This window comes from Salimicrobium humidisoli, from assembly GCF_002295105.1.
Lineage (GTDB): Bacteria > Bacillota > Bacilli > Bacillales > Halobacillaceae > Salimicrobium > Salimicrobium humidisoli.
In genome coordinates this window covers 25,793-45,923 of record NZ_NSGH01000016.1, presented here as the reverse complement: position 1 = coordinate 45,923, position 20,131 = coordinate 25,793, and the positions used below count along the sequence as shown (strand labels likewise).

Here is a 20,131-nt window from a genome sequence, read left to right as displayed (position 1 = left end):
TAATTTCCCTACGGCCTTACCCTTTCTTATTATTATAATTCACGTTCAGGTCGGAAGCTTCATAATATTCCTTTTTCAACTCATTAAACTGTTCAGTCTTTTCATTGAAAGTTTCATTTACTTCCGTGATTTCTGTAAATTTATCATTTACGGAGGTTATTTGCGCACGCAGTTCTTCTTCTCCGGCATCCTCTTTCTTCAGCATTGCGTAAAGTTCTTCATCCATCTTCAGCAGTTCTTCATAAAGGGAGTGCATATCTTCGTAGGCATTATAACGTTTGTTCATGGCAGCTACCATATTTTCGGCAGCGGACCCGGCCTCTTCATTTTCCTCAATGTTACTGATAGAGGATTCCACTTCTTCGAATTCATCCCTTGCAGACTGAATACTTTCGTTTTCTGCATCCAGCTTATCTTTTCTTTCCTCGACATTTTCAAGAGCTTTATCGGCAAGCTTCTCGATCTTGTCCATCTCACTTTCTTTTGCTGCAATGATTTCTTTATATAACTCCCGTTCTTCATTTTCCAGGTCATTGATCTGTTTCTGATATTTCTCGAACGGTTCTTCCAGTGAAACAGTTTCTTCAAGGTGGTCATATATGTCTTCCTGAGCCGTCTGACTGGAACAGCCTGCAAATAAAAATGAACAGCCTGCAATAATGAACAAAACGTTCTTCCCCTTCACCAATCGCTTCCCCCTTAATCAATCAAAAACTTTTATTGTTTTTCATTTCTATCTACAATAGTATAATAGTTGGAATAAAATGAAAAGATGATTTTCCCCGTGGAACCAGGAAAGAAAGGATGAGAACGATGATTACGATGGAAGATATCGTCAGGGAAGGGCACCCTGCCCTGAGAAAAACTGCTGAAAATGTAGATCTCCCCCCAAGCCCGGAAGACCGGAAAACGTTGGAGGAAATGCTGCAGTTCGTCAAAAACAGTCAGGATGAAGAGATGTGTGACCGTTACGGGCTTCGCCCTGGAGTAGGGCTCGCCGCTCCGCAAATTGACATCAATAAACGTATGATGGCTGTGCATTTTACAGATACAAAAGATAAAGAATACAGCTACGGACTTTTCAACCCGAAAATCATCAGCCATTCGGTAGAATACACCTACCTTTCTACCGGTGAAGGCTGTTTATCCGTTGACAGAGAGGTACCCGGATATGTCCCGCGATACCGCAGGATAACTATGAAAGCCACGACACTTGACGGGGAAGAAGTGAAGCTCAGACTTAAAGACTTCGCTGCAATAGTATTTCAACACGAACTTGATCACCTGAACGGCATCATGTTTTATGATCATATAAACAAAGATCAGCCGTATGCCTTACCGGAAAATGCTACTCCGGCCGATTAAGTGGAACCTTCTGACAAAAAATCCTGCCGCACTCGTTCGAGTGCGGCAGGATTTTATATTATAACAGACCGACTTCATATACAGCTTTTGTCAGTCCGTCTTTGGAAACATCATCTGTTACATAGTCGCTCACAGCTTTCACCTGGGGCACGGCATTCCCCATAGCGATACCCGTACCTACATCACGGATCATTTCCACATCATTCGGGCCATCTCCAAAAGCGTAGACATTCTCCATCGCTACGTCTGCAGACTCGATAAGCTTTCTTATTCCCTCTGATTTCGATCCTCCACTCGGAATAATATCACAGGAGTATTTATGCCATCGGATATAATCGAAAGCTGTATGTGTCTGCCGGTAACTCTCAATTTCCTCCCCTTCACAAAATAAAAGGGACTGATACATCTCCTTCTTCTCATAGTAGCGGTCATCAACCTCGGGATATTCGAAATGGAGGGAACCGAGCGCCTGCTCGATACGCCAGCTTCCGGGTCTCGTAGCCATCATATTCTCGTCACTCATGAAGATCACAGGATGATTATTGCTGATCGCTTTCTTATGAAGAGATGCAAGTTCTTCGTGTTTCAGAGGGTTTTTATAAACAGGGTCCCCTTCCAGTACTGCATATTGTCCGTTAAAACTGATAAAAGAACTGATACCAAGCTGCTCTCTGATCCCTTTGTACATAAAAGGGGCTCTCCCGGTCGCAATCGCACAGTAAACCCCTGTGTCCTGAAGCTTTCTGATTGTGTCTATCGTGGATTGCGGTAACTTTTTATCATGGTCCAAAAGTGTGCCGTCTATATCAAAAAAGGCTAATTTTTTCGTCATCTTCCTTCCTCCCCGGACTGAATATTCTTTGATGGATATACTTTAGCATGAGTGCAATTTTTTTGAAAGGAACGGGCTCTTCCCCTTTTTTGTATTACACCGAAAACAAAAACTTTACCCTTATAATTAAGTTAGTTGTTTCATTATAAGTAAAACCGTATTATACTATAAGTAACAGGGATTGGGCGGTCATACGTTTTGGTAACAGTTTTCTTCCATTAGCCTGAAGGGAGATGGACGCTATGATGAAGCGTTTAAAAAGAAAGCTAAAAAAACGTTGGAAACGAATACTCGAGCGAAAGATGTATGCGTGAAGCTTATTTGAATTCCGGGAGAACGTGTGAGGTATGTATTTTTTTAATAAAGGAGAGATAAATGTAATGGTTTACAAAGTTTATTACCAGGAACTTCCGAATGAAGTGCCTGTAAGAGAACGTACTGATTCTATGTACGTAGAAGCAGAAATAGAACGCGAGGTACGTGAAAAATTAGCCGATAAGAACGTAAATATTGAGTATATTGAAGGTTTAAGTGAGGAACACCTTCAGTATGAGCAGCAGGACAAAGATTTCAAAATGGAGTCGTTTTAATAATGAAATTCGTTAAAAACGACCAGACTGCCGTCTTTGCTTTAGGCGGCCTTGGAGAAATCGGTAAAAATACGTATGGCGTCCAATTTCAAGACGAAATTATCCTCATTGACGCCGGTATCAAATTCCCGGAAGACGAACTTCTGGGCATTGACTACGTTATCCCTGACTACACGTACCTTATCCAGAACCAGGATAAAATCAAAGGGTTATTCATCACTCACGGACACGAAGACCATATCGGCGGTATTCCTTATCTGTTGCGTGAAATTAACATCCCTGTCTACGCCGGGAAGCTGGCAGCAGGCCTTTTGAAAAATAAACTCAGTGAGCATGGATTGACAAGGAGCACCAAGCTCCATGAAATCCAGGAAGATGATGTAATTAAATTCCGCAAGACCTCTGTGTCTTTCTTCCGTACGACTCACAGTATTCCTGATTCCTTCGGTATTGTGGTCAAAACACCTCCCGGTAACATCGTGCATACGGGTGATTTTAAATTTGATTTCACCCCGGTCGGAGAACCGGCAAATATCGCGCGTATGGCTGAAATCGGGAAAGAAGGCGTTCTTGCACTGCTTTCGGACAGTACGAACGCTGAAGTACCAGGCTTCACTAAATCAGAGAGAGTCGTTGGCGAAAATATTCAGAACGTCTTCTCCCGCGCTAAAGGACGCCTGATTTTTGCAACTTTCGCTTCTAACATTTACCGTCTGCAACAAATGGTGGAAGGTGCTGTGAAGCACAATAGAAAAGTGGCCGTTTTCGGCAGAAGTATGGAATCTTCCATACGTATCGGTCAGGAACTCGGATACATCAACGCTCCCAAAGGTACATTCATAGATGCTCATGAAATTAACCGTCTCCCGGCTCATGAAGTAGCTATTCTGTGTACCGGTTCGCAAGGAGAGCCTATGGCCGCGCTTTCCAGAATTGCAAACGGTACACACCGTCAGATCCAGATCATCCCAAATGACACTGTTGTATTCTCATCATCCCCAATCCCTGGTAATACTATCAGTGTCAGTCGTACCATCAACAAACTTTATCGTGCGGGTGCCGAAGTGATTCACGGACCCCTCAGCGACATCCATACTTCCGGACACGGAAGTCAGGAAGAAATGAAGCTGATGCTCCGTCTGATCCAGCCTAAATTCTTCATGCCGATTCACGGAGAGTACCGCATGCTCAAGGAACATGCCAAACTAAGCGAAGACTGTGATGTGGAACCTGACAATACATTCGTCATGGATAACGGTGACGTGCTTGCGTTAGGCAAAGACGAAGCGATGGTAGCAGGTAAAATCCCATCCGGATCTGTTTATGTGGACGGCAGCGGCATCGGCGATATAGGTAATATAGTTCTTCGGGACCGCCGTATTTTATCCGAGGAAGGTCTTGTGATTGTAGTCGTAAGCATTAATATGAAAGAATTCAAGATTGCTTCCGGCCCTGACATCATCTCCCGAGGATTCGTTTACATGAGAGAATCCGAAGACTTGATCAAAGATGCACAGAAGCTTGTTACTAAGCATGTAAATAAAGTCATGGAACGCCGGACAACCCAGTGGTCGGAAATCAAGAACGAAATCACTGATACGATTGCTCCGTTCCTTTTCGAAAAGACAAAACGCCGTCCGATGATTCTTCCTATCATTATGGAAGTATGATTCCATCAGTTTAATAATTATTAAAGCGCGCCCCCCGGAAGACATTTTTCCCGGAGGGCGCGCTTTTTTATTTGTTCCGTAAGTATCTGTCTAATCTTCTTCCACGACGAGATGTTTTTCAAAGCGGCTGATATCTATATCAGCACCGATCACTATCAGTACGTCACTTTCTTTTATATTTTCTGTAGCTCTCGGTGAAACGATTATGTCCCTGTTTCTTTTGATAGCAACTACGTTACAACCATACTGAGCACGAATATCCAGATCGATGAGTGATTTCCCACGCATCTTGCTTCCGGCTTTTACCTCCACGACGCTATGGTCATCAGACAGCTCAATGTAGTCAAGGATATTGTTGGAGATGATATTGTGAGCTATTCTTCTACCCATATCCCTCTCCGGATGCACTACGTGGTCAGCACCAATTTTATTCAGTACCTTCTCATGGTAGTCATTCTGTGCTTTTACAGTCAGGGTTTTAGTACCCAGTTCCTTCAGTATAAGTGTAGCAAGTATACTTGCGTGAATATTATCCCCTATTGCCACGATCACATGATCAATGTTCCTAATTCCAAGCTCTTTCAATGCATTTTCATCGGTAGCATCAGCAATAACAGCGTGGGAAGCTATATCTTTGAATTCGTTCACCTTATCTTCATCCGTATCGATTGCGAGGACATCCATCCCCTCTTCACTCAATTCCCGGCAGATACTACCTCCAAATCTGCCCAGGCCTATTACGGCAAATTCTCTTTTCATCACTAATTCCACCCTTCCTACGCGTATATTATCTCAAAAATAGCCGGAGAGGAAGACCTCTCCAGCTATTTATTACCTTTGATATAATCTGCATCAAACAAAAACATTCTCATCAGCATCACCAGAGAAGGGATAAGTAACAGCAGCCCGCCTATAAATGCGACTACCAGAGCCAATCCCATAGCATCAGGCGTTACACTTTCGGAAATCGTAACGTGCGGGTAAAGCAGATACGGCAGTTTCGAAACACCATATCCGAAGAAAGCGAAGAAGAACTGTAGCATTACGGCGATAAAGGCAAAGCCGTACAGTTTTTCACTGTAGACGAGAAATACAGCTATCAGATAGAACAACACACTGAGCCCAAACACCCACCAGTAATCGAACAGCCTGTCGAAGTGCTCGGGGTTGTGCTGACTCATAGCTATAAACACCGTCATACTGGCGATAATCGTAGGAATGCTCCAAAACAGAGCGTACTTTCTTAACAACGATAAAGCGTCTTTATCTCCCGCCTTATGGGCATAATATGACAGAAACATCGAACTGATGTAAAGCACGGAGACGATTGCAAGTAAGACTACACTCCAGGAGTACGGACTTAGCAGCAGTTCAGTAATCTGCAGTCTTACCCCGTCGTCCGTTACGTTAAGGAAGCCTCCTTCCGAAATAGTAAGAGCCGTAGAAAGTGAAGCAGGTATCAATAAACCCGTAGCTCCATAGAGAAACATGAAAACAGAGTTATTTTTTGAGCCGTAACTTTCAAACGCATAGAAGGAACCCCGGATAGCCAACAGCACAATTGCAATACTTCCGGGTATTAACAGCGCCTGTCCGAAGTAGTAAGCCATATCCGGAAAGAAGCCGACGAGTCCTACGAAGAAAAACACGAAGAACACGTTCGTCACTTCCCAGACAGGTGATAGATACCTGGAAATCAATTTATTCATAATATGATCTTTGTTCGTTCTTCTTGCGTAATAAGCAAAAAATCCTGCTCCGAAATCAACGGAAGCTACAATCAGATATCCGTAGAGAAACACCCATAAAACTGTGATACCTATATATTCGTATCCCATTATCGCTCCCCTCCTTTACCAACTTCCGTGTAAAGATGTTCAAGTTCCACTTCCGCAGGATGATCTTTGAACATTTTACGGAGAACTACAAGAGTACCGATGCCAAGAACAAAATACAGAAGGAAAAACAGCAGGAACATAGCTCCCACGTTCGGCGATGTAGTAGCTCCCTCGGCCACTTTCATAAACCCTCTCATAATCCAGGGCTGGCGTCCGATTTCGGCGTACACCCAGCCAAATTCAATAGCAAGCATGGATAAAGGACCGATGGTAGTCAGCGCCCAGAGCATCAGCTTATTATGCGGGTTCCATTTCTTGACATAGGTCATCAGTACATACAACCCGGACACCAGAAGTACAAACATTCCTATCGATACCATCAGGTCGAAGAAATAGTGAATAAATAGCGGAGGCTCTTCGTCATCAGGAATTTTATCAAGTCCCGTCACTTCCGCATCGAAATTTCCGTAAGCCAGAAAGCTCAAGGCTTTCGGTAATCGTATCTCACCGGTAATTTCATTATCATCATTCAGGGTACCGAAGAGCACAAGGTCCGCACCTTCTTCAGTTTCAAAGTGCCATTCCCCTGCCGCGAGTTTCTCCGGCTGGTATTCTGCCAGGAATTTTGCAGATAAATCTCCGGCCACAGCCGTGGAGATGGAGAAAACAAGTGTGGCTGTAACTGTCAGCTTCAGCGCGCGCTTCGCATATTCCTGATCCCGTTTCACGAGATACGTTACAGCAGCTATCGTCGCAAGAATCGCCGCTGAAGTCATGTAAGCTGAAGACACCACGTGAAAGACCTTCGTTGGAGTCGCAGGGTTGAACATTGCTGCCAACGGGTTAATCGCGTTGATTACTCCATCCTCCACATCGAACCCTGCAGGTGTATTCATAAAGGCGTTCACTGTTGTAATGAAGAATGCGGACAATGTTCCGCCAATTATAATGGGAATGGAGAGCCACCAGTGAGTCATAGGGTTCTTAAAGCGGTCCCACGTATAGAGATATGCCCCGAGGAAAATAGCTTCAAAGAAGAAAGCGAAAGTTTCCATAAACAGCGGCAGAGCAATCACCTTGCCGGCCAGCTGCATAAAACTCGGCCACAGCAGAGAAAGCTGCAGACCTATAGCCGTACCGGTAACCACGCCTACTGCCACAATTATCGTGAAGCCCCTAGCCCACCTTTTCGCCATTAACGAATAATATTTATCTTTTTTCTTTATTCCGATGAGTTCGGCTATGGAGATCATGACCGGAACTCCTACGCCTACTGTAGCGAAAATAATGTGAAAAATCAGCGTCATAGCCGTAAGCATACGGCTCAGCATGACGGAATCCAATTCAATCATTTTATTTCCCCCTCTTATGATAACTGATTACAGTTTGATCCGTATCAGGTTTTGACAAATTTGTGACTTATTTCACAATATCCTGTTACCAACTATAATACCTTACCCTGAGGAAACGTGTCTACTCATAGACCTGTGTCATTTAAGTGAAAAAGAACTTTGTTAACATTTAGTGACCGGAACTCTCCGGTAGAGTAAAAGCAGTAGCGGATCGCAGAGGGAAAGCCCGCATTTTTAAAGTTTCACTTAGTCAAAAGACCTGCCGGAATAACGGCAGGTCAGATAGCATCAAGCATTTGAAACTGGGATTTTACCAGCTCATAATATTCCCCTTCTTTTTCCATCAGTTCTTCATGCGATCCATGCTCCAGAACTTTTCCATTCTCCAGTACAAAGATTTTATCGGCTTCTCTGATAGTAGACAGGCGATGAGCTATCATAATAGCTGTACGATTTTTTAAAAGTCTGTTCAGTGCTTCCTGGATTTTCATTTCGGTTTCCGTGTCGATACTTGACGTAGCTTCATCAAGAATGAGAATACTCGGATCGGCAAGGAGAGCTCTGGCGAACGAAAGCAGTTGTCTCTCTCCTGCCGATAAAATGTTGCCCCGCTCTTCTACTTCCGTCCTGTATCCGTGAGGCAGCCGATCAATGAACTCATCCGCTCCCACCACCCGGGCAGCCTCTTTCACTTCTTCATCACTTGCCTCCGGCCTTCCGAACCTGATATTTTCCATAATATCCCCCGAGAAAATGAAGGTGTCTTGAAGTACAACACTAATCCGGGAGCGGATGCTGTCGATTTTCGCATCACGCAGATCGATTCCGTCTATTCTCACTTCTCCTTCAGTAGGATCATAAAATCTGCTGATCAGATTCGCGATTGTGGACTTACCGGAACCGGTGTGTCCTACGAGAGCAACCGTCTCACCCTGTTTTATCTCAAGAGATAAGTCAGGGATGGCTATTCTCTCGGTATCATAGGCGAATTTTACGCGGTCAAACTCTATGTGACCATTTATGCTTTTTAATTCGATCGCATCTTCCTTTTCTTTTACGTTCGGCTGTTCATCCAGGAACTCGAATATCCTCTCTGACGCTGCCATTGCCATCAGCAACTGATTGTACATCTGACCGAGTCTTGATATAGGTTCCCAGAACATACCGAGATAGATAGAGAAGGTTACAAACGTTCCTACCGTGACATCTCCCTCAAGAATTAAGTAAGCACCATATGCAAGCAGTATAACAGTTCCTATTGCATTACTCATTTCAACGAATGGACGAAACATGGCACTCTTCCTCGAAGCTTCTTTCCAGGCATTGAAGTTACTTGTATTTATCCCTTCAAAATATTCGGCATTTTCATCTTCCTGAGCAAACGCCTGCGTAATCCTCATTCCCTGCAGACTTTCATTTAAATGAGAGTTCAGCTTGGACTGTTCGATTCTGACTGTCTGCCAGGACCTGCGTATGTTCCTTCTCAGTTTCGTGGAAATATAAAACATGAGCGGAAGAACAATAAGAATTGCAATAGCAAGTTTAGGACTCAACGCGAATAAAAGTACCACAATGCCTGTAAGCAGAACGATATCCATCAGTACGTTAATGATACCGTTCGTAAACAACTCCTGCAGCGAATTAATATCATTCATAATCCTGACAAGAATCGACCCGGCCGATTTTGTGTCGAAGAATCGATGAGAAAGCCGCTGCACGTGAGTAAATAAGTGCCTCCTCAAATCATAGATGACGTTTTGTCCCAGTATATTCACATATTTTATACGAAGATTATTCCCGGCATAACTGATCAGATACATAAGAGAAATACCGATAACGAGCCAAGTCAAAAAAGGGACATCCTTGTCCGCTATAGCGCTGTCAATGGCTACACTACCGATAAGGACAGGTACGAACATCCGGACTAACGTGGAGACGAGCATAGCCGTAATTGCTATAGGAAGCAGTTTTTTCGTGTAAGGACGCAAGTACTTCAGAAGACGCAGCAGTTGTTTCCAATTAAACGGTTTCTCTATAGCCTGGTCCTGGGTATACTGAAATCTTTCCAGGTGTTTTTTATTACGTGCCATTTGACCCCTCCTTTCTTACTGCCGATGAGCTTTAAATATTTTATCCCTGTCTTTATACTGGATATCATAGATTCTCCGGTATGTTCCTTTGTTTACAAGCAGGTCTTCATGTCCCCCTCTTTCCACCACTCTCCCCCTGTCGAGCACCAGAATTTCATCAGCATGCTTAATAGAGGAAATCCGATGAGCAATAATAAATGTCGTCCTCCCTTTCATCACTTCCCTTAAAGCCTTCTGAATTTTGAATTCCGTTTCCATATCGACAGCGGAAGTGGCGTCATCCAGAATCAATACGGCAGGATCGATAAGTATGGCTCGGGCTATGGCAATCCGCTGTTTCTGCCCCCCTGAAAGACCCATTCCTCTTTCGCCGAGCAGCGTGTCATACCCTTCCGGAGTTTCCATAATAAAATCATGGGCCTGCGCTCTTTTGGCAGCATTGATAATGTCTTCTTCAGAAGCCAGCGGGTTTCCATAGGCGATATTTTCTTTAATTGTGGTGGAGAACAGAAAGGATTCCTGCAGAACGACCCCTACATTCCTTCTTAAATGCTGCAAATCATAATCTTTCACAGGTTTTCCATCCACATAAACACTTCCCGACTCCGGCTCATAGAATCTTGTTAAGACCTGAGTAACACTCGTTTTACCTGAACCCGTAGCTCCGATGAGCCCAATCGTTGTACCGGCCGGAGCGTGGAGCGTCACGTTACGCAAAGCCTTATCCTCTTCCCCCGGGTAAGTCAGGGTTACGTCTTCAAATACTACAGAGCCCCGGATCGGTGCATGTTCCACAGCAGGGTCGTTTATAATATCTTCATCCTCCTCGAGTATACTCAGCAGTCTCTCTCCGGAGGCTTTGGACTGTGAAAACAGGTTGATTACGAACCCGAAATTCATAAGCGGACCGAGCACGAGCCACACGAGGTTAAAGAATGCGACGAGTTCTCCAAGCTGAAGTTCCCCGTTCATTACGAGATACCCCCCATAAGCGAGAAGCACTACAACGCTTACGTTTCCGATGAATTCCATAAGAGGAAAATATCGGGCCCATATGTTTGAAGTATTAATGTATGTCTGGCGATAATCTCCGCTTCTGTCTAAAAATCTGTTAACTTCGAAATCCTCGCGGGACAGTGATTTTACTGTATTCATGCCGCTTATATTTTCCTGTACCCGCGTATTGAGATTACCGTAGGACTTCCTTATTCTTCTGAAAGCCGGGTGTACAATCCGGTCGAAGCGGAAGACGACCACCGCTAAAAAAGGCATAACGGCCATAGTTATAAGAGCCAGAGGTATAGAGTAGTAAAACATGACTCCGAGACTTGCCGTCATCAATAGTATAATGCGCACAAACTCCGAAAACCCGAAAGATAAGAAAAAACGGAATCCATCCACATCGGCGGTGAGCTTCGACATAATGTCCCCCGTTTTCGCGTTATCGTAATAACGGAAAGAAAGACGCTGCAGCTTTTCGTAAAGTGCTTCCCGCAAAGAGAAAACAGAGCGGATGCCAAAATAGTCACCGAAATACTGATCGATGTAAGTAGCTATCGCTTTCATTCCCATGAGGGCAATGAAGATCAGACTGATATAAGGTATCCAGGAGTATTTTTCTCCCCGGATCACTTCATCTATAGTAATCTGTAATACGATCGGATATACGACAGTAATAGCAGTTACGAATATTAGCGCGATGATCGACCCTAAAAGCCACATTTTATAAGGCCAGTAATACTGTTTCAGTTTTTTGAATATGTCCATCATTTCACCCCGTTTCCAGTAATCTTAATATATCGGTTTTCGAAATAATTTGCCAGCATTTTGACAGATTTTTTTAAATTTATTGAAAAATATACGGATAATAAGTTCAGGTTGATTTCTCACACTTTTTTTCTTATTATTTTTTTATAAAGAGGAGGGAATACCATGGAAATATTCGGAATTGAATTTGATCTTGCCGGTATAATAAGTACGGTCTTGCCGGTTTTAATTGAAATTGTAATTTTACTCGTCGCTTTCTCCATTATTAATCCATTGGGATCAAAAGCCATTGCCAAAACGATGGAAACGATGGGAAAGAAAAGAAAACTGGCCCCGGGGCGTATGAAGACCCTGGAAAAACTCAGTGTTAACATATTTTCCTACACTCTTCTTTTCATATTGGTCGTCATGTTACTCGGTGCAGTAAATATAAACATCGGGCCGCTCCTGGCAGGTGCGGGAATTATCGGTCTCGCCGTGGCGTTCGGAGCGCAGAACCTTGTAGCTGACGTAATGACAGGCTTCTTCCTTCTGCTGGAGCGACAGGCTGAAGTGGATGATTATGTTACAGTAGGCGGTTATGACGGAATTGTGGAAGAAATTGGGATACGCACAACTAAAGTACGCGGTTTTGATGGTACACTTCATTTTATTCCGAACCGGCTGATCGAGGGTGTAAGCAACCATTCAAGAGGCAATATGCGTGCCCTTGTGGACATCCAGATTTCCTATTACGACAATATTGATGAAGCTTTGCACATTTTGCAGGGAGTAGCTGACCGGTTCAAGGAAGATGCACGTTTTAAAGAAGGCCCGGACGTATTAGGGGTCCAGAGTATCGGCAATTCAGAAGTAGTTCTCCGCCTGTTAGGTCATACTGAAAACATGGAGCAGTGGGGAGCAGAACGTGATTTGCTTAAAGCTATAAAAGAAGCATTCGATGCAGCAGGCATAGAAATTCCGTTCCCTCATCAGGTCAATATTTTCAAAGACAGGTCAGAAGCCAAAAAGGAAGAGTACAGCTACAATTAATGAGTCAAGAAGCTGAACAGTTTGTTAAGATCTTCCGGAGAGTATCTCGGGGGATTCTGCTTTATCATATAATTGGAAAGGTATGCAGGGGAAGAGTGAATCGCTTATCTTCTCATATAAATAACAGAGAGAACGGGAACCGGAGGCTGTCGACCGGTTCCCGTTCTCTCTGTTTAACTTTGTACGGATGCTTCTGAATAAATGAACTTCTAAAGATGATATAAAGTATCTTTGACTATGGATACTCCATACTCCAATGCTTCTTCTTTGGGTTTTAGAGAGGACTGGTGCAGACCCGCTTGTGAATCCACCCCGAGCCAGAACATGAACCCCGGTATTTCCTTCAGCATGTAACCGAAATCTTCCCCGGTCATAGCTCTGTCGGCTTCCCTGCAATCATATCCCATCTCTTTCATAAGAGCAGTGAATTTTTCGGTCACTTCCTCTTCATTATATACCTGATAGTAATTAGCACCGTAATCGATGGTTATATTGCAGTCATTGGAGATTTCCATACCACGTGCTAACTTCTCTATTTCCCCTTTCACATCTTTCATGACGCTGCCGGACGTTGTGCGGATCGTCCCTTCCAGCCTTGATGTTTCAGCAATAATATTCTGCACCGTTCCCGCCTGTATCTTACCGATGGTAACTACTGCACTGTCCAGAGGGTCTACCCTCCTTGCGACTATTTGCTGAAGCTGGGTCACAAAATAACTCGCTGCTACTGTCATATCGAAAGCTTTATGCGGATAAGCCGCGTGCCCCCCCACACCTTTGAAATCGATGTAAAGCTCACTCGTGTTCGCAAACAGGAGGCCCGGTCTGGTTGAAATAGTGCGCACAGGAAGTTCGGGCGCAACATGAAGGGCAAAAATGGTGTCCGGTTTCCACTTCTTCATCGGCTCGGATCTTAACATGGGTTCTGCTCCCCCGGGCCCTTCCTCCGCAGGCTGGAATATAAACAGAACGTTATTCCGCGGGGGTTCAGCAGCCATGTATTCAAGAGCCCCAAGTGCGATTGTCATGTGGAAGTCGTGACCGCACGCGTGCATTCTTCCGGGGTGTTCGGAAGAAAAAGAATATCCCGTGTTTTCTTCCAGAGGAAGACCGTCGATATCTGTCCGGTACCCGATCGTTTTTGTCGGGGATGCCCCCCGTACGAACACGAATATCCCTGTCCTCCACGTCTCTACTGTGAGATTGTCTCCGGGCATCGTATCGATCATATCCAGAAGCAACTGCTGTGTCTTCACTTCTTCGAATCCGAGTTCCGGTATTTTATGAAGAGCTCTTCTCGTTTTAACGTAATCCATTTTTTCGCCTCCTTACCAGAAAAGCTGCCCTTCGGAAAGGACAGCTTCATGATTTAAGATTACTTCAGTTTACGAAGTTCCTGTTTGATTTCAGTCTTCGCTTTCGTCTGGTCATCAATGTCTTTCAGTTTGCGTGCCGGAGACCCTGCCACGAGGGTATTCGGTTCTACATCTTCCGTTACTATAGCGCCTGCAGCAACCACAGCACCTTCTCCTACGGTCACGCCTTCAAGGATAACAGCGTTCGCACCGACTACTACACCATCTTCCACGACTACAGGTTTAGCAGATGGCGGTTCGATGACGCCTGCGAGTACTGCCCCGGCACCAATATGACAATTCTTTCCTACAGTGGCGCGACCACCCAGTACTACGTTCATATCGATCATTGTACCTTCACCGATCACCGATCCGATATTGATGGAAGATCCATACATAATAACGGCTCCGTCTCCGATTTCCACCTGGTCACGGATAATGGCGCCCGGTTCAATTCGTGCGTTGACGTCTTTCAGGTCCATGAGAGGGATAGCAGAATGACGACGGTCATTTTCCACTTCGTAGTCTTCGATGTCTTTTTCATTAGCATCGAGAACGGCTTTAACCGCGTTCCATTCACCGAAAAGGACTCCGGAAGTACCGGAAACAAAGTCCCGCACTTCTTTACCGAAATCAATGTTCGAGAGATTTTCACCTTTTACGTATACTTTCACCGGCGTGGATTTCTCACTGTTAGATATGAAACTGATAATTTCATTTGCATCCATTTGATTCATGTCGTTACCTCCTTATGTATCTCTTTTCTCATCTACTTTACCAAAGCACTTGTGCCGTGACAAGAATAAGCGAGGGGGTTCCTCACTTATTCTTGGATTCGTGATAACTTTTACTGACGTTCTTCAGTATTTCTCTTCTGGTTACAATTCCGTCAAACTCATCATTATCCCCGATAACACATATAAACGGATGGTCGATCAATTTATGAAGTGCGTCGATAAACGTATGGTTTTTCTTCAGGCATGGGACGTCCGGATCCATGACCTCCCGTACGCTTATATCCCCCAGCCTGTTCATTTCAAACTGTTCAAGTCCGAGCGATTCTTCCAGTATTTTCGTTTTACTGATAATTCCTTCGAACTGAAACCGGGAATTCAGAACCGGCACCGATGAATAGCCTGTTTTAATAAGAACAAGCAAGGCGTGTTCGAGCGGGTTGCCGGACTGGACGTGTGCTACTTTTTCGGAAGAAATCATAAGATCTTTCACCAGTAACGTTTCGTTCTTTTCACTTTCCAATTGCAACATTATCTTCACTCCTCATTCTTTTCACATTACAGGAGCACCTCTTCTATGATACCATAATCCCGCTTCAAAAACGACCGGCTGCAATATCCTGTGATATTTACCTTTATATACCGGATAGTAAACCTTATTTTCTTTTCTTTGCCCGTTAGCTTATAATGAACTCATTAGATTTTACCTGGAGATGATCAATTGGAAACACATATTTTTTCAAAAAAAGAAGAATTGGCCAATGCCATTACACACGGCATAGGAGCTGTTTTAAGTATAGCCATGCTCGTCCTTCTCGTAACTTTCTCAAGTTTCGACGGTAACGTATGGACGATTACGGCCTCTGCTGTTTATGGAGCTACGATGCTTCTCCTGTTCCTGTCTTCCACTCTCGTACACAGCTTCCCTCAGGGAAAAATCAAAGATCTGTTCGAAATTTTCGACCATGCTTCCATTTACCTATTCATAGCAGGAACGTACACCCCCATCCTTCTTATAGCACTTGGCGGTAAACTCGGTTGGACACTTTTCGGCATCGTATGGGGAGCTGCTGTAGTGGGTGTCGTATTCAAAATATTTTTCGTTAAGAAATTCGTAGTTCTCTCCACACTGATTTATGTACTTATGGGGTGGATGATTGTTATCGCGTGGGACGCCCTGACTGCCTCCCTGGCCCCGGACGGCATCATCTTCCTCGTCGCGGGTGGACTCGCATATACGGTGGGGGCTCTGTTCTATGTATGGAGAGGTTTCACTCATCACCATATGATATGGCATCTGTTCGTACTTGCAGGGGCTATCCTTCATTTTATCACTGTATTCTTTTATATAATTTAAACGATTTTCGTAATCAGGCATTTCTTTACATCGTTACGAAAAAAATCTTCAAAAATAAGAAGGCTTGAGAGGTTTTCCTCCCGAGCCTTCTTCCTTTTTAAAAAGGAAACTGGTTCAACCATTGTCCGCCATCAAGAGTTACCACTTCTCCGTTCATATAGGAGGCATCCTCCGATAAGATGAACCCTGCTAATTTCGCAATTTCCTCTGGAGTTCCGACCCGTCCAAGAGGTACAGAACCAAGAGTACGCTTATAAGCATCTTCCGACTGGAATAATTTCTCCGCTCCCCCGGTTCTTTCAATCGGGCCCGGGGCAATAGCGTTGACTCTCACCCCGTACCTGCGTCCCCATTCTACGGCCAGCGTTCTTGTCATAGTCAGGACCCCTGCTTTTGCAGATGCCGAATGCACTACTCCCGCTCCCGCATTCCAGGCGTACGTGGCCACCATATTAAGTATGCTCCCTTTGGTTTTGTTCGCGATCCAGTAGTTCATAACCTCCCGGCTGCAGTAAAAAGTCCCGTTCAGAACTATATCGATCACTGATTTCCATCCATTCGGAGACATTTCTTCCGCTTTTTGAATGAAATTTCCTGCTGCATTATTTACTAAATGGTCAATCCTGCCAAATGTATCGTGTGTCTTTTCCACCATCTTTTTCACATCTTCCGGTTCTCTTACATCCATTACTACCCTTAGAATTCTTTCCTGTCCCTCTGCATTACTCAGGGCCTCGTTCAGTTTATCTTCGTTTCTTCCCGTGATGACAACATTTGCACCGTTCCCAAGAAAATGAGTGGCCATCGCCAGACCCATCCCGCTTGATCCACCTGTAATTATCACTGTTTCTTTCTTCATTTTATCAGCTCCTTATATTAAAAACAGTTCGCCATAAAAAAATGAATACCTGCTCATTTTTCGTTTTTCGACATTTTTGTGAAAAGAATGGGACGTATAATCTTTCATGATACAATGTATACGTCAGAAAGGAGTAAACAATGAAAAAACTTTTTATATTGCTCTCATTATTATTCATCAGTGCCTGTGGCAGTACTGCAGAAATAGATTCAAACATGTCCCGTGACATAGTCGATCTTTCGGCTAAAAACCAGCACGGAGAAAAAGTGAATGTTAAAGAAGAAATGAAAGGCGACTATTGGGTAGCCAACATGATTTTTACGAGCTGCACCACCGTGTGCCCTCCTATGACGAGTAATATGTCGCGCCTGCAAAACCAGATTGAAAAAGAAGGGCTGGATATCAGACTGGCTTCCTTTTCTATAGACCCGTCTACAGATGATGTAAAAACACTGAAACAGTTCGCGGATAAATACAATCCCGATTACGGGAACTGGAGTTTCTACACCGGGTACCCTTTCGAAGAAATCAAGGAACTTTCTATTAAATCATTCCAGTCTCCGGTGCAAAAACTTGAGAACTCCGATCAGTATGCCCATGCCACCGGATTCTTTCTCGTAACACCCGACGGTAAAGTCATCAAAAACTATGAAGGAACGAACAGCGAGGCTATGGAGACGATTATGAGTGATCTGAAGAAGATCAAGGGCGCTTCATAATTACTTTGCATTATATGCGCCCCCCCTATACAATAGAAGAAGCACGGATAGAAAGGAGAAAATTATGAACGAAAAACCGTTTTCCCCGCGGGAAATTGCGGAATCTTTATATGTGGTCAACCGCCATGCCAAGACCGCCCCTGATCCGAGACAGCTGTACGAATTGAAAAAAGAAGTGGTTGCCAAGCTTCTTAAAGAAGGCAAAGCCAAAAAAATCGGCCTGCATTATTCCGACCGTCCCAGATTAAGCAAACAGCATTCCACCTTACTGATAGAAGTCTCCGGGTATTATTTTCACATTCCTGCTCAGAAGAAAGATTTTCAGGAATTAAAACATTTAGGGAAAGTCGATACCAGCTTCCGGAACCCCAAAGCAAGAACTTCTCTTTCTAAATCCAGGCGTACTCTTCAGCAATATTTAGGTAAACAACTCAAAAAACCTTCACCTGTATCCTCTTACGGAAGTATGCTCGGCAATCAGAGCGTCGTCCCCTGGAATCAGCGGGTCCGACGTTAATCGACGTAAACCTTTTTAAAATAATTGTTCCGAGGTAAAGACGCTAAATTACAGCGTCTTTTCTATTTTTATCAAAGCAATGTAACCTTTTCCCTTCTCCCCTTCGGAAAGGAAAATGATTTATGGTACTATCAGTGGGTAAGTTTATGTATGAAACAGCGTCTGTATTCTTCATATCGTCGCAAATACCGGACGACTATCGTTTATTAATGTGAAACAAAAGGTGGTTATAAAGTGGAACACTTATTGAATGAACAAGTAAAACAACTTCAAATCTCGGGGATCCGGCAGTTTTTTAACATGGTCAGAGACTATGAGGACGTCGTCTCCCTTACTATTGGCCAGCCTGATTTCCAAACGCCGGAGCGGGTGAAAAGTGCCGCAATCACTTCTATTGAAGAAAACAAAACTGCATATACGATGAACGCCGGAATTCCGGAGTTAAGACAGGCCATAGCGGAGGATGTGGAAAAATACGGCTTGCACTACGATGCGGATTCCGAAATCATCGTTACTGTAGGGGCATCCGAAGCTATAGATATCAGCCTTAGAACTATATTGAGTCCCGGTGATGAAGTGCTTCTTCCATCCCCGGTATATCCCGGATACGAGCCTCTCATAAAAATGGCCGGGGCCAGCCCTGTCCATGTGGATATTGCTCCGTATGATTTTGTATTGACGAAAGATGCGATAGAATCTCACATCACGGACCGAACGAAAGCGGTCATCATGCCTTACCCGTCGAACCCGACCGGGGTCTCCCCTTCTTTCGGACAGCTCGAGGAAATTGCCCGATTTATGCAAAACAAAGAAATGTTTGTCATAGCGGACGAAATCTACAGTGAGCTGGTTTATGAGAATCCTCACACCTCTCTTGCGTCGTTCCCGGGTTTGAAGGATAAGGTGGTAGTCATAAACGGGGTGAGTAAATCCTTTTCTATGACCGGCTTCAGAATCGGGTATGTTCTGGCACCGGACTGGATGCGGCAGCATATGTTGAAAGTCCATCAGTATAATGTTTCCTGCGCCTCTTCTGTGAGTCAACACGCCGCTCTGGAAGCGCTGAAGAACAATCAGACTGAAATAGAACGGATGAGAGCCACTTACGAAAAACGGAGAGCTTTCGTTCTGGAGAAATTAAAAGACATCGGCCTCTCCTTCGTAGAGCCGGACGGGGCATTTTACGTCTTTATCCAGTTTCCTTCCGCCAAAAGCACTTTCGAGACCGCTGTAGGTTTAGTCGAGAAATCCGGGATAGCTTTAGTGCCAGGCAGCGCCTTTTCCGAGGGGGGCGAAGGTTACATGCGCCTCTCTTACGCTTATGACCTTCCGACTCTCGAAAAAGGGCTTGAAAGACTCCGCCACTATGTAGAGTATCATCTATAGGTTCATGTACTTCTTCTATGCTATAATAGGAGTAGTATTTGTAAATACAGGAAGGAAGATTCCAATTGGCTGCAAAACAAAAAAATGAATGGCTGGAATGGGGTAAAGCGATTCTGGTCGCTGTAGTTTTGGCTTTTATCATTCGTAATTTTCTCTTCGCCACCTCTATTGTCGAAGGAGCCAGCATGGACCCTACTCTTGAGAACGGAGAGCGGGTAGTGTTCAATAAAGTGGTATATCATCTGGATGAACCCGAATTCAACGATATAGTCATCATCGAGCGTCCTGAGAAAAGTTATGTGAAACGCGTCATCGGTGAACCCGGAGACACAGTGGAAGTGAAAAATCATGAATTGTTCGTTAATGGAGAAAAACAGAAGCAGAACTACCTGGACCAAAGCTCTATTCAGGCGACAAGGGATTATGGACCGATAAAGGTGCCGGACGGAAAATACTTCGTCATGGGCGATAATAGAGCTGTCAGTAAGGATAGCCGGAATGGACTGGGTATGATTGAGGAAGAAGAAATTATCGGACGGACCGAACTTGTAATTTTCCCCTTTGGAGAAGCAGAGAGAACGGAATAATCGAGAGAAATGAAAGAGGGAAGCTGCCGGTAATGGCAGCTTCCCTCTTTTGCGTTTTCAGCCGTTATCAAGAACAATAAA

At 44.3% G+C, this 20,131-nt stretch carries 20 protein-coding genes; 9 read left to right on the top strand and 11 right to left on the bottom strand.

All coding sequences use genetic code 11. The features are described from left to right. Positions 1–16: 16 nt before the first annotated feature. Positions 17–685 (bottom strand): YkyA family protein, encoded by a 669-nt coding sequence (locus CKW00_RS10340; protein ID WP_158221307.1) that lies wholly within the window; start codon positions 683–685, stop codon positions 17–19. Positions 686–813: 128 nt separating this feature from the next. Here CKW00_RS10340 and def point away from each other — a divergent pair, with 128 nt between their 5' ends. Further along, positions 814–1,365: a peptide deformylase gene (gene def, locus CKW00_RS10335; protein WP_095822506.1), complete on the top strand. Its 552-nt coding sequence runs from the start codon at positions 814–816 to the stop codon at positions 1,363–1,365. 58 nt (positions 1,366–1,423) lie between these two features. On the opposite strand, the gene CKW00_RS10330 is transcribed toward def, so the two are convergent. Next, on the bottom strand, positions 1,424–2,197 hold the full coding sequence (locus CKW00_RS10330; RefSeq protein WP_095822491.1) for a Cof-type HAD-IIB family hydrolase: 774 nt from the start codon (positions 2,195–2,197) through the stop codon (positions 1,424–1,426). Between the two features lie 380 nt (positions 2,198–2,577). Here CKW00_RS10330 and CKW00_RS10325 point away from each other — a divergent pair, with 380 nt between their 5' ends. Beyond that, on the top strand, positions 2,578–2,787 hold the full coding sequence (locus CKW00_RS10325) for a DNA-dependent RNA polymerase subunit epsilon (RefSeq protein ID WP_095822490.1): 210 nt from the start codon (positions 2,578–2,580) through the stop codon (positions 2,785–2,787). A 2-nt stretch (positions 2,788–2,789) separates the two neighbouring features. Continuing rightward, positions 2,790–4,457 (top strand): ribonuclease J1, encoded by a 1,668-nt coding sequence (gene rnjA / locus CKW00_RS10320; protein WP_008589648.1) that lies wholly within the window; start codon positions 2,790–2,792, stop codon positions 4,455–4,457. Between the two features lie 90 nt (positions 4,458–4,547). On the opposite strand, the gene CKW00_RS10315 is transcribed toward rnjA, so the two are convergent. The 5 genes from CKW00_RS10315 to CKW00_RS10295 all read right to left on the bottom strand — a co-directional run bounded on the left by CKW00_RS10315 (position 4,548) and on the right by CKW00_RS10295 (position 11,504). Next, a complete protein-coding gene (locus tag CKW00_RS10315) occupies positions 4,548–5,216 on the bottom strand; it encodes a potassium channel family protein (protein ID WP_008589645.1) in 669 nt (222 codons plus the stop codon). 65 nt (positions 5,217–5,281) lie between these two features. Next, positions 5,282–6,295, bottom strand: a complete 1,014-nt coding sequence (locus CKW00_RS10310) for a cytochrome d ubiquinol oxidase subunit II (RefSeq protein WP_198951632.1) — start codon at positions 6,293–6,295, stop codon at positions 5,282–5,284. Continuing rightward, positions 6,295–7,647 (bottom strand): cytochrome ubiquinol oxidase subunit I, encoded by a 1,353-nt coding sequence (locus CKW00_RS10305; protein ID WP_095822488.1) that lies wholly within the window; start codon positions 7,645–7,647, stop codon positions 6,295–6,297. Before CKW00_RS10305 ends, CKW00_RS10310 begins: the two co-directional genes overlap by 1 nt. A gap of 278 nt (positions 7,648–7,925) precedes the next feature. After that, entirely contained in the window at positions 7,926–9,737 is a 1,812-nt protein-coding gene (locus CKW00_RS10300) for an ABC transporter ATP-binding protein (RefSeq protein WP_095822487.1), read from the bottom strand. 15 nt (positions 9,738–9,752) lie between these two features. After that, positions 9,753–11,504: an ABC transporter ATP-binding protein gene (locus CKW00_RS10295; protein ID WP_095822505.1), complete on the bottom strand. Its 1,752-nt coding sequence runs from the start codon at positions 11,502–11,504 to the stop codon at positions 9,753–9,755. A 165-nt stretch (positions 11,505–11,669) separates the two neighbouring features. Here CKW00_RS10295 and CKW00_RS10290 point away from each other — a divergent pair, with 165 nt between their 5' ends. Next, positions 11,670–12,536 carry a mechanosensitive ion channel family protein gene (locus CKW00_RS10290; protein WP_095822486.1) on the top strand — a complete coding sequence of 289 codons (867 nt, stop codon included), beginning with the start codon at positions 11,670–11,672 and terminating at the stop codon, positions 12,534–12,536. A 209-nt stretch (positions 12,537–12,745) separates the two neighbouring features. On the opposite strand, the gene CKW00_RS10285 is transcribed toward CKW00_RS10290, so the two are convergent. From CKW00_RS10285 to cbpB, 3 genes are all read right to left on the bottom strand, one after another. Beyond that, the gene (locus tag CKW00_RS10285; RefSeq protein ID WP_095822485.1) at positions 12,746–13,852 is read right to left on the bottom strand and encodes an N-acetyldiaminopimelate deacetylase; all 1,107 of its coding nucleotides are present in this window, start codon (positions 13,850–13,852) and stop codon (positions 12,746–12,748) included. A 59-nt stretch (positions 13,853–13,911) separates the two neighbouring features. Next, positions 13,912–14,628, bottom strand: a complete 717-nt coding sequence (gene dapD, locus CKW00_RS10280; RefSeq protein WP_095822484.1) for a 2,3,4,5-tetrahydropyridine-2,6-dicarboxylate N-acetyltransferase — start codon at positions 14,626–14,628, stop codon at positions 13,912–13,914. A gap of 82 nt (positions 14,629–14,710) precedes the next feature. Beyond that, positions 14,711–15,157 (bottom strand): cyclic-di-AMP-binding protein CbpB, encoded by a 447-nt coding sequence (gene cbpB, locus CKW00_RS10275; RefSeq protein WP_008589628.1) that lies wholly within the window; start codon positions 15,155–15,157, stop codon positions 14,711–14,713. Between the two features lie 189 nt (positions 15,158–15,346). Here cbpB and trhA point away from each other — a divergent pair, with 189 nt between their 5' ends. Continuing rightward, positions 15,347–15,982, top strand: coding sequence for a PAQR family membrane homeostasis protein TrhA (gene trhA / locus CKW00_RS10270; RefSeq protein WP_095822483.1), 636 nt, complete (start codon positions 15,347–15,349; stop codon positions 15,980–15,982). A 97-nt stretch (positions 15,983–16,079) separates the two neighbouring features. Here the strand turns inward: trhA and fadH are convergent, their stop codons facing one another. Then, positions 16,080–16,841: a 2,4-dienoyl-CoA reductase gene (gene fadH, locus CKW00_RS10265; RefSeq protein ID WP_095822482.1), complete on the bottom strand. Its 762-nt coding sequence runs from the start codon at positions 16,839–16,841 to the stop codon at positions 16,080–16,082. A gap of 140 nt (positions 16,842–16,981) precedes the next feature. On the opposite strand from fadH, the gene CKW00_RS10260 reads away from it, so the two are divergent. The 4 genes from CKW00_RS10260 (at position 16,982) to lepB (ending at position 20,050) form a co-directional block, all read left to right on the top strand. Next, positions 16,982–17,560: an SCO family protein gene (locus CKW00_RS10260; protein ID WP_095822481.1), complete on the top strand. Its 579-nt coding sequence runs from the start codon at positions 16,982–16,984 to the stop codon at positions 17,558–17,560. A 64-nt stretch (positions 17,561–17,624) separates the two neighbouring features. Next, positions 17,625–18,077: a YkyB family protein gene (locus CKW00_RS10255; protein WP_093105020.1), complete on the top strand. Its 453-nt coding sequence runs from the start codon at positions 17,625–17,627 to the stop codon at positions 18,075–18,077. A 234-nt stretch (positions 18,078–18,311) separates the two neighbouring features. Then, entirely contained in the window at positions 18,312–19,463 is a 1,152-nt protein-coding gene (locus CKW00_RS10250) for an aminotransferase class I/II-fold pyridoxal phosphate-dependent enzyme (protein ID WP_095822480.1), read from the top strand. Between the two features lie 65 nt (positions 19,464–19,528). Further along, positions 19,529–20,050 (top strand): signal peptidase I, encoded by a 522-nt coding sequence (gene lepB, locus CKW00_RS10245; RefSeq protein WP_008589616.1) that lies wholly within the window; start codon positions 19,529–19,531, stop codon positions 20,048–20,050. The last annotated feature ends 81 nt before the right edge of the window (positions 20,051–20,131 follow it).

Excerpts from the sequence above, each read along its gene's own strand:
- cbpB (WP_008589628.1), bottom strand. The coding sequence starts at position 15,157 with ATGTTGCAATTGGAAAGTGAAAAGAACGAAACGTTACTGGTGAAAGAT.
- CKW00_RS10325 (WP_095822490.1), top strand. The coding sequence starts at position 2,578 with ATGGTTTACAAAGTTTATTACCAGGAACTTCCGAATGAAGTGCCTGTA.
- dapD (WP_095822484.1), bottom strand. The coding sequence starts at position 14,628 with ATGAATCAAATGGATGCAAATGAAATTATCAGTTTCATATCTAACAGT.
- CKW00_RS10315 (WP_008589645.1), bottom strand. The coding sequence starts at position 5,216 with ATGAAAAGAGAATTTGCCGTAATAGGCCTGGGCAGATTTGGAGGTAGT.
- CKW00_RS10300 (WP_095822487.1), bottom strand. The coding sequence starts at position 9,737 with ATGGCACGTAATAAAAAACACCTGGAAAGATTTCAGTATACCCAGGAC.
- CKW00_RS10290 (WP_095822486.1), top strand. The coding sequence starts at position 11,670 with ATGGAAATATTCGGAATTGAATTTGATCTTGCCGGTATAATAAGTACG.
- CKW00_RS10330 (WP_095822491.1), bottom strand. The coding sequence starts at position 2,197 with ATGACGAAAAAATTAGCCTTTTTTGATATAGACGGCACACTTTTGGAC.
- fadH (WP_095822482.1), bottom strand. The coding sequence starts at position 16,841 with ATGAAGAAAGAAACAGTGATAATTACAGGTGGATCAAGCGGGATGGGT.
- CKW00_RS10305 (WP_095822488.1), bottom strand. The coding sequence starts at position 7,647 with ATGATTGAATTGGATTCCGTCATGCTGAGCCGTATGCTTACGGCTATG.
- CKW00_RS10295 (WP_095822505.1), bottom strand. The coding sequence starts at position 11,504 with ATGGACATATTCAAAAAACTGAAACAGTATTACTGGCCTTATAAAATG.
- rnjA (WP_008589648.1), top strand. The coding sequence starts at position 2,790 with ATGAAATTCGTTAAAAACGACCAGACTGCCGTCTTTGCTTTAGGCGGC.
- CKW00_RS10285 (WP_095822485.1), bottom strand. The coding sequence starts at position 13,852 with ATGGATTACGTTAAAACGAGAAGAGCTCTTCATAAAATACCGGAACTC.
- CKW00_RS10310 (WP_198951632.1), bottom strand. The coding sequence starts at position 6,295 with ATGGGATACGAATATATAGGTATCACAGTTTTATGGGTGTTTCTCTAC.
- CKW00_RS10260 (WP_095822481.1), top strand. The coding sequence starts at position 16,982 with ATGAAAAAACTTTTTATATTGCTCTCATTATTATTCATCAGTGCCTGT.
- def (WP_095822506.1), top strand. The coding sequence starts at position 814 with ATGATTACGATGGAAGATATCGTCAGGGAAGGGCACCCTGCCCTGAGA.
- CKW00_RS10255 (WP_093105020.1), top strand. The coding sequence starts at position 17,625 with ATGAACGAAAAACCGTTTTCCCCGCGGGAAATTGCGGAATCTTTATAT.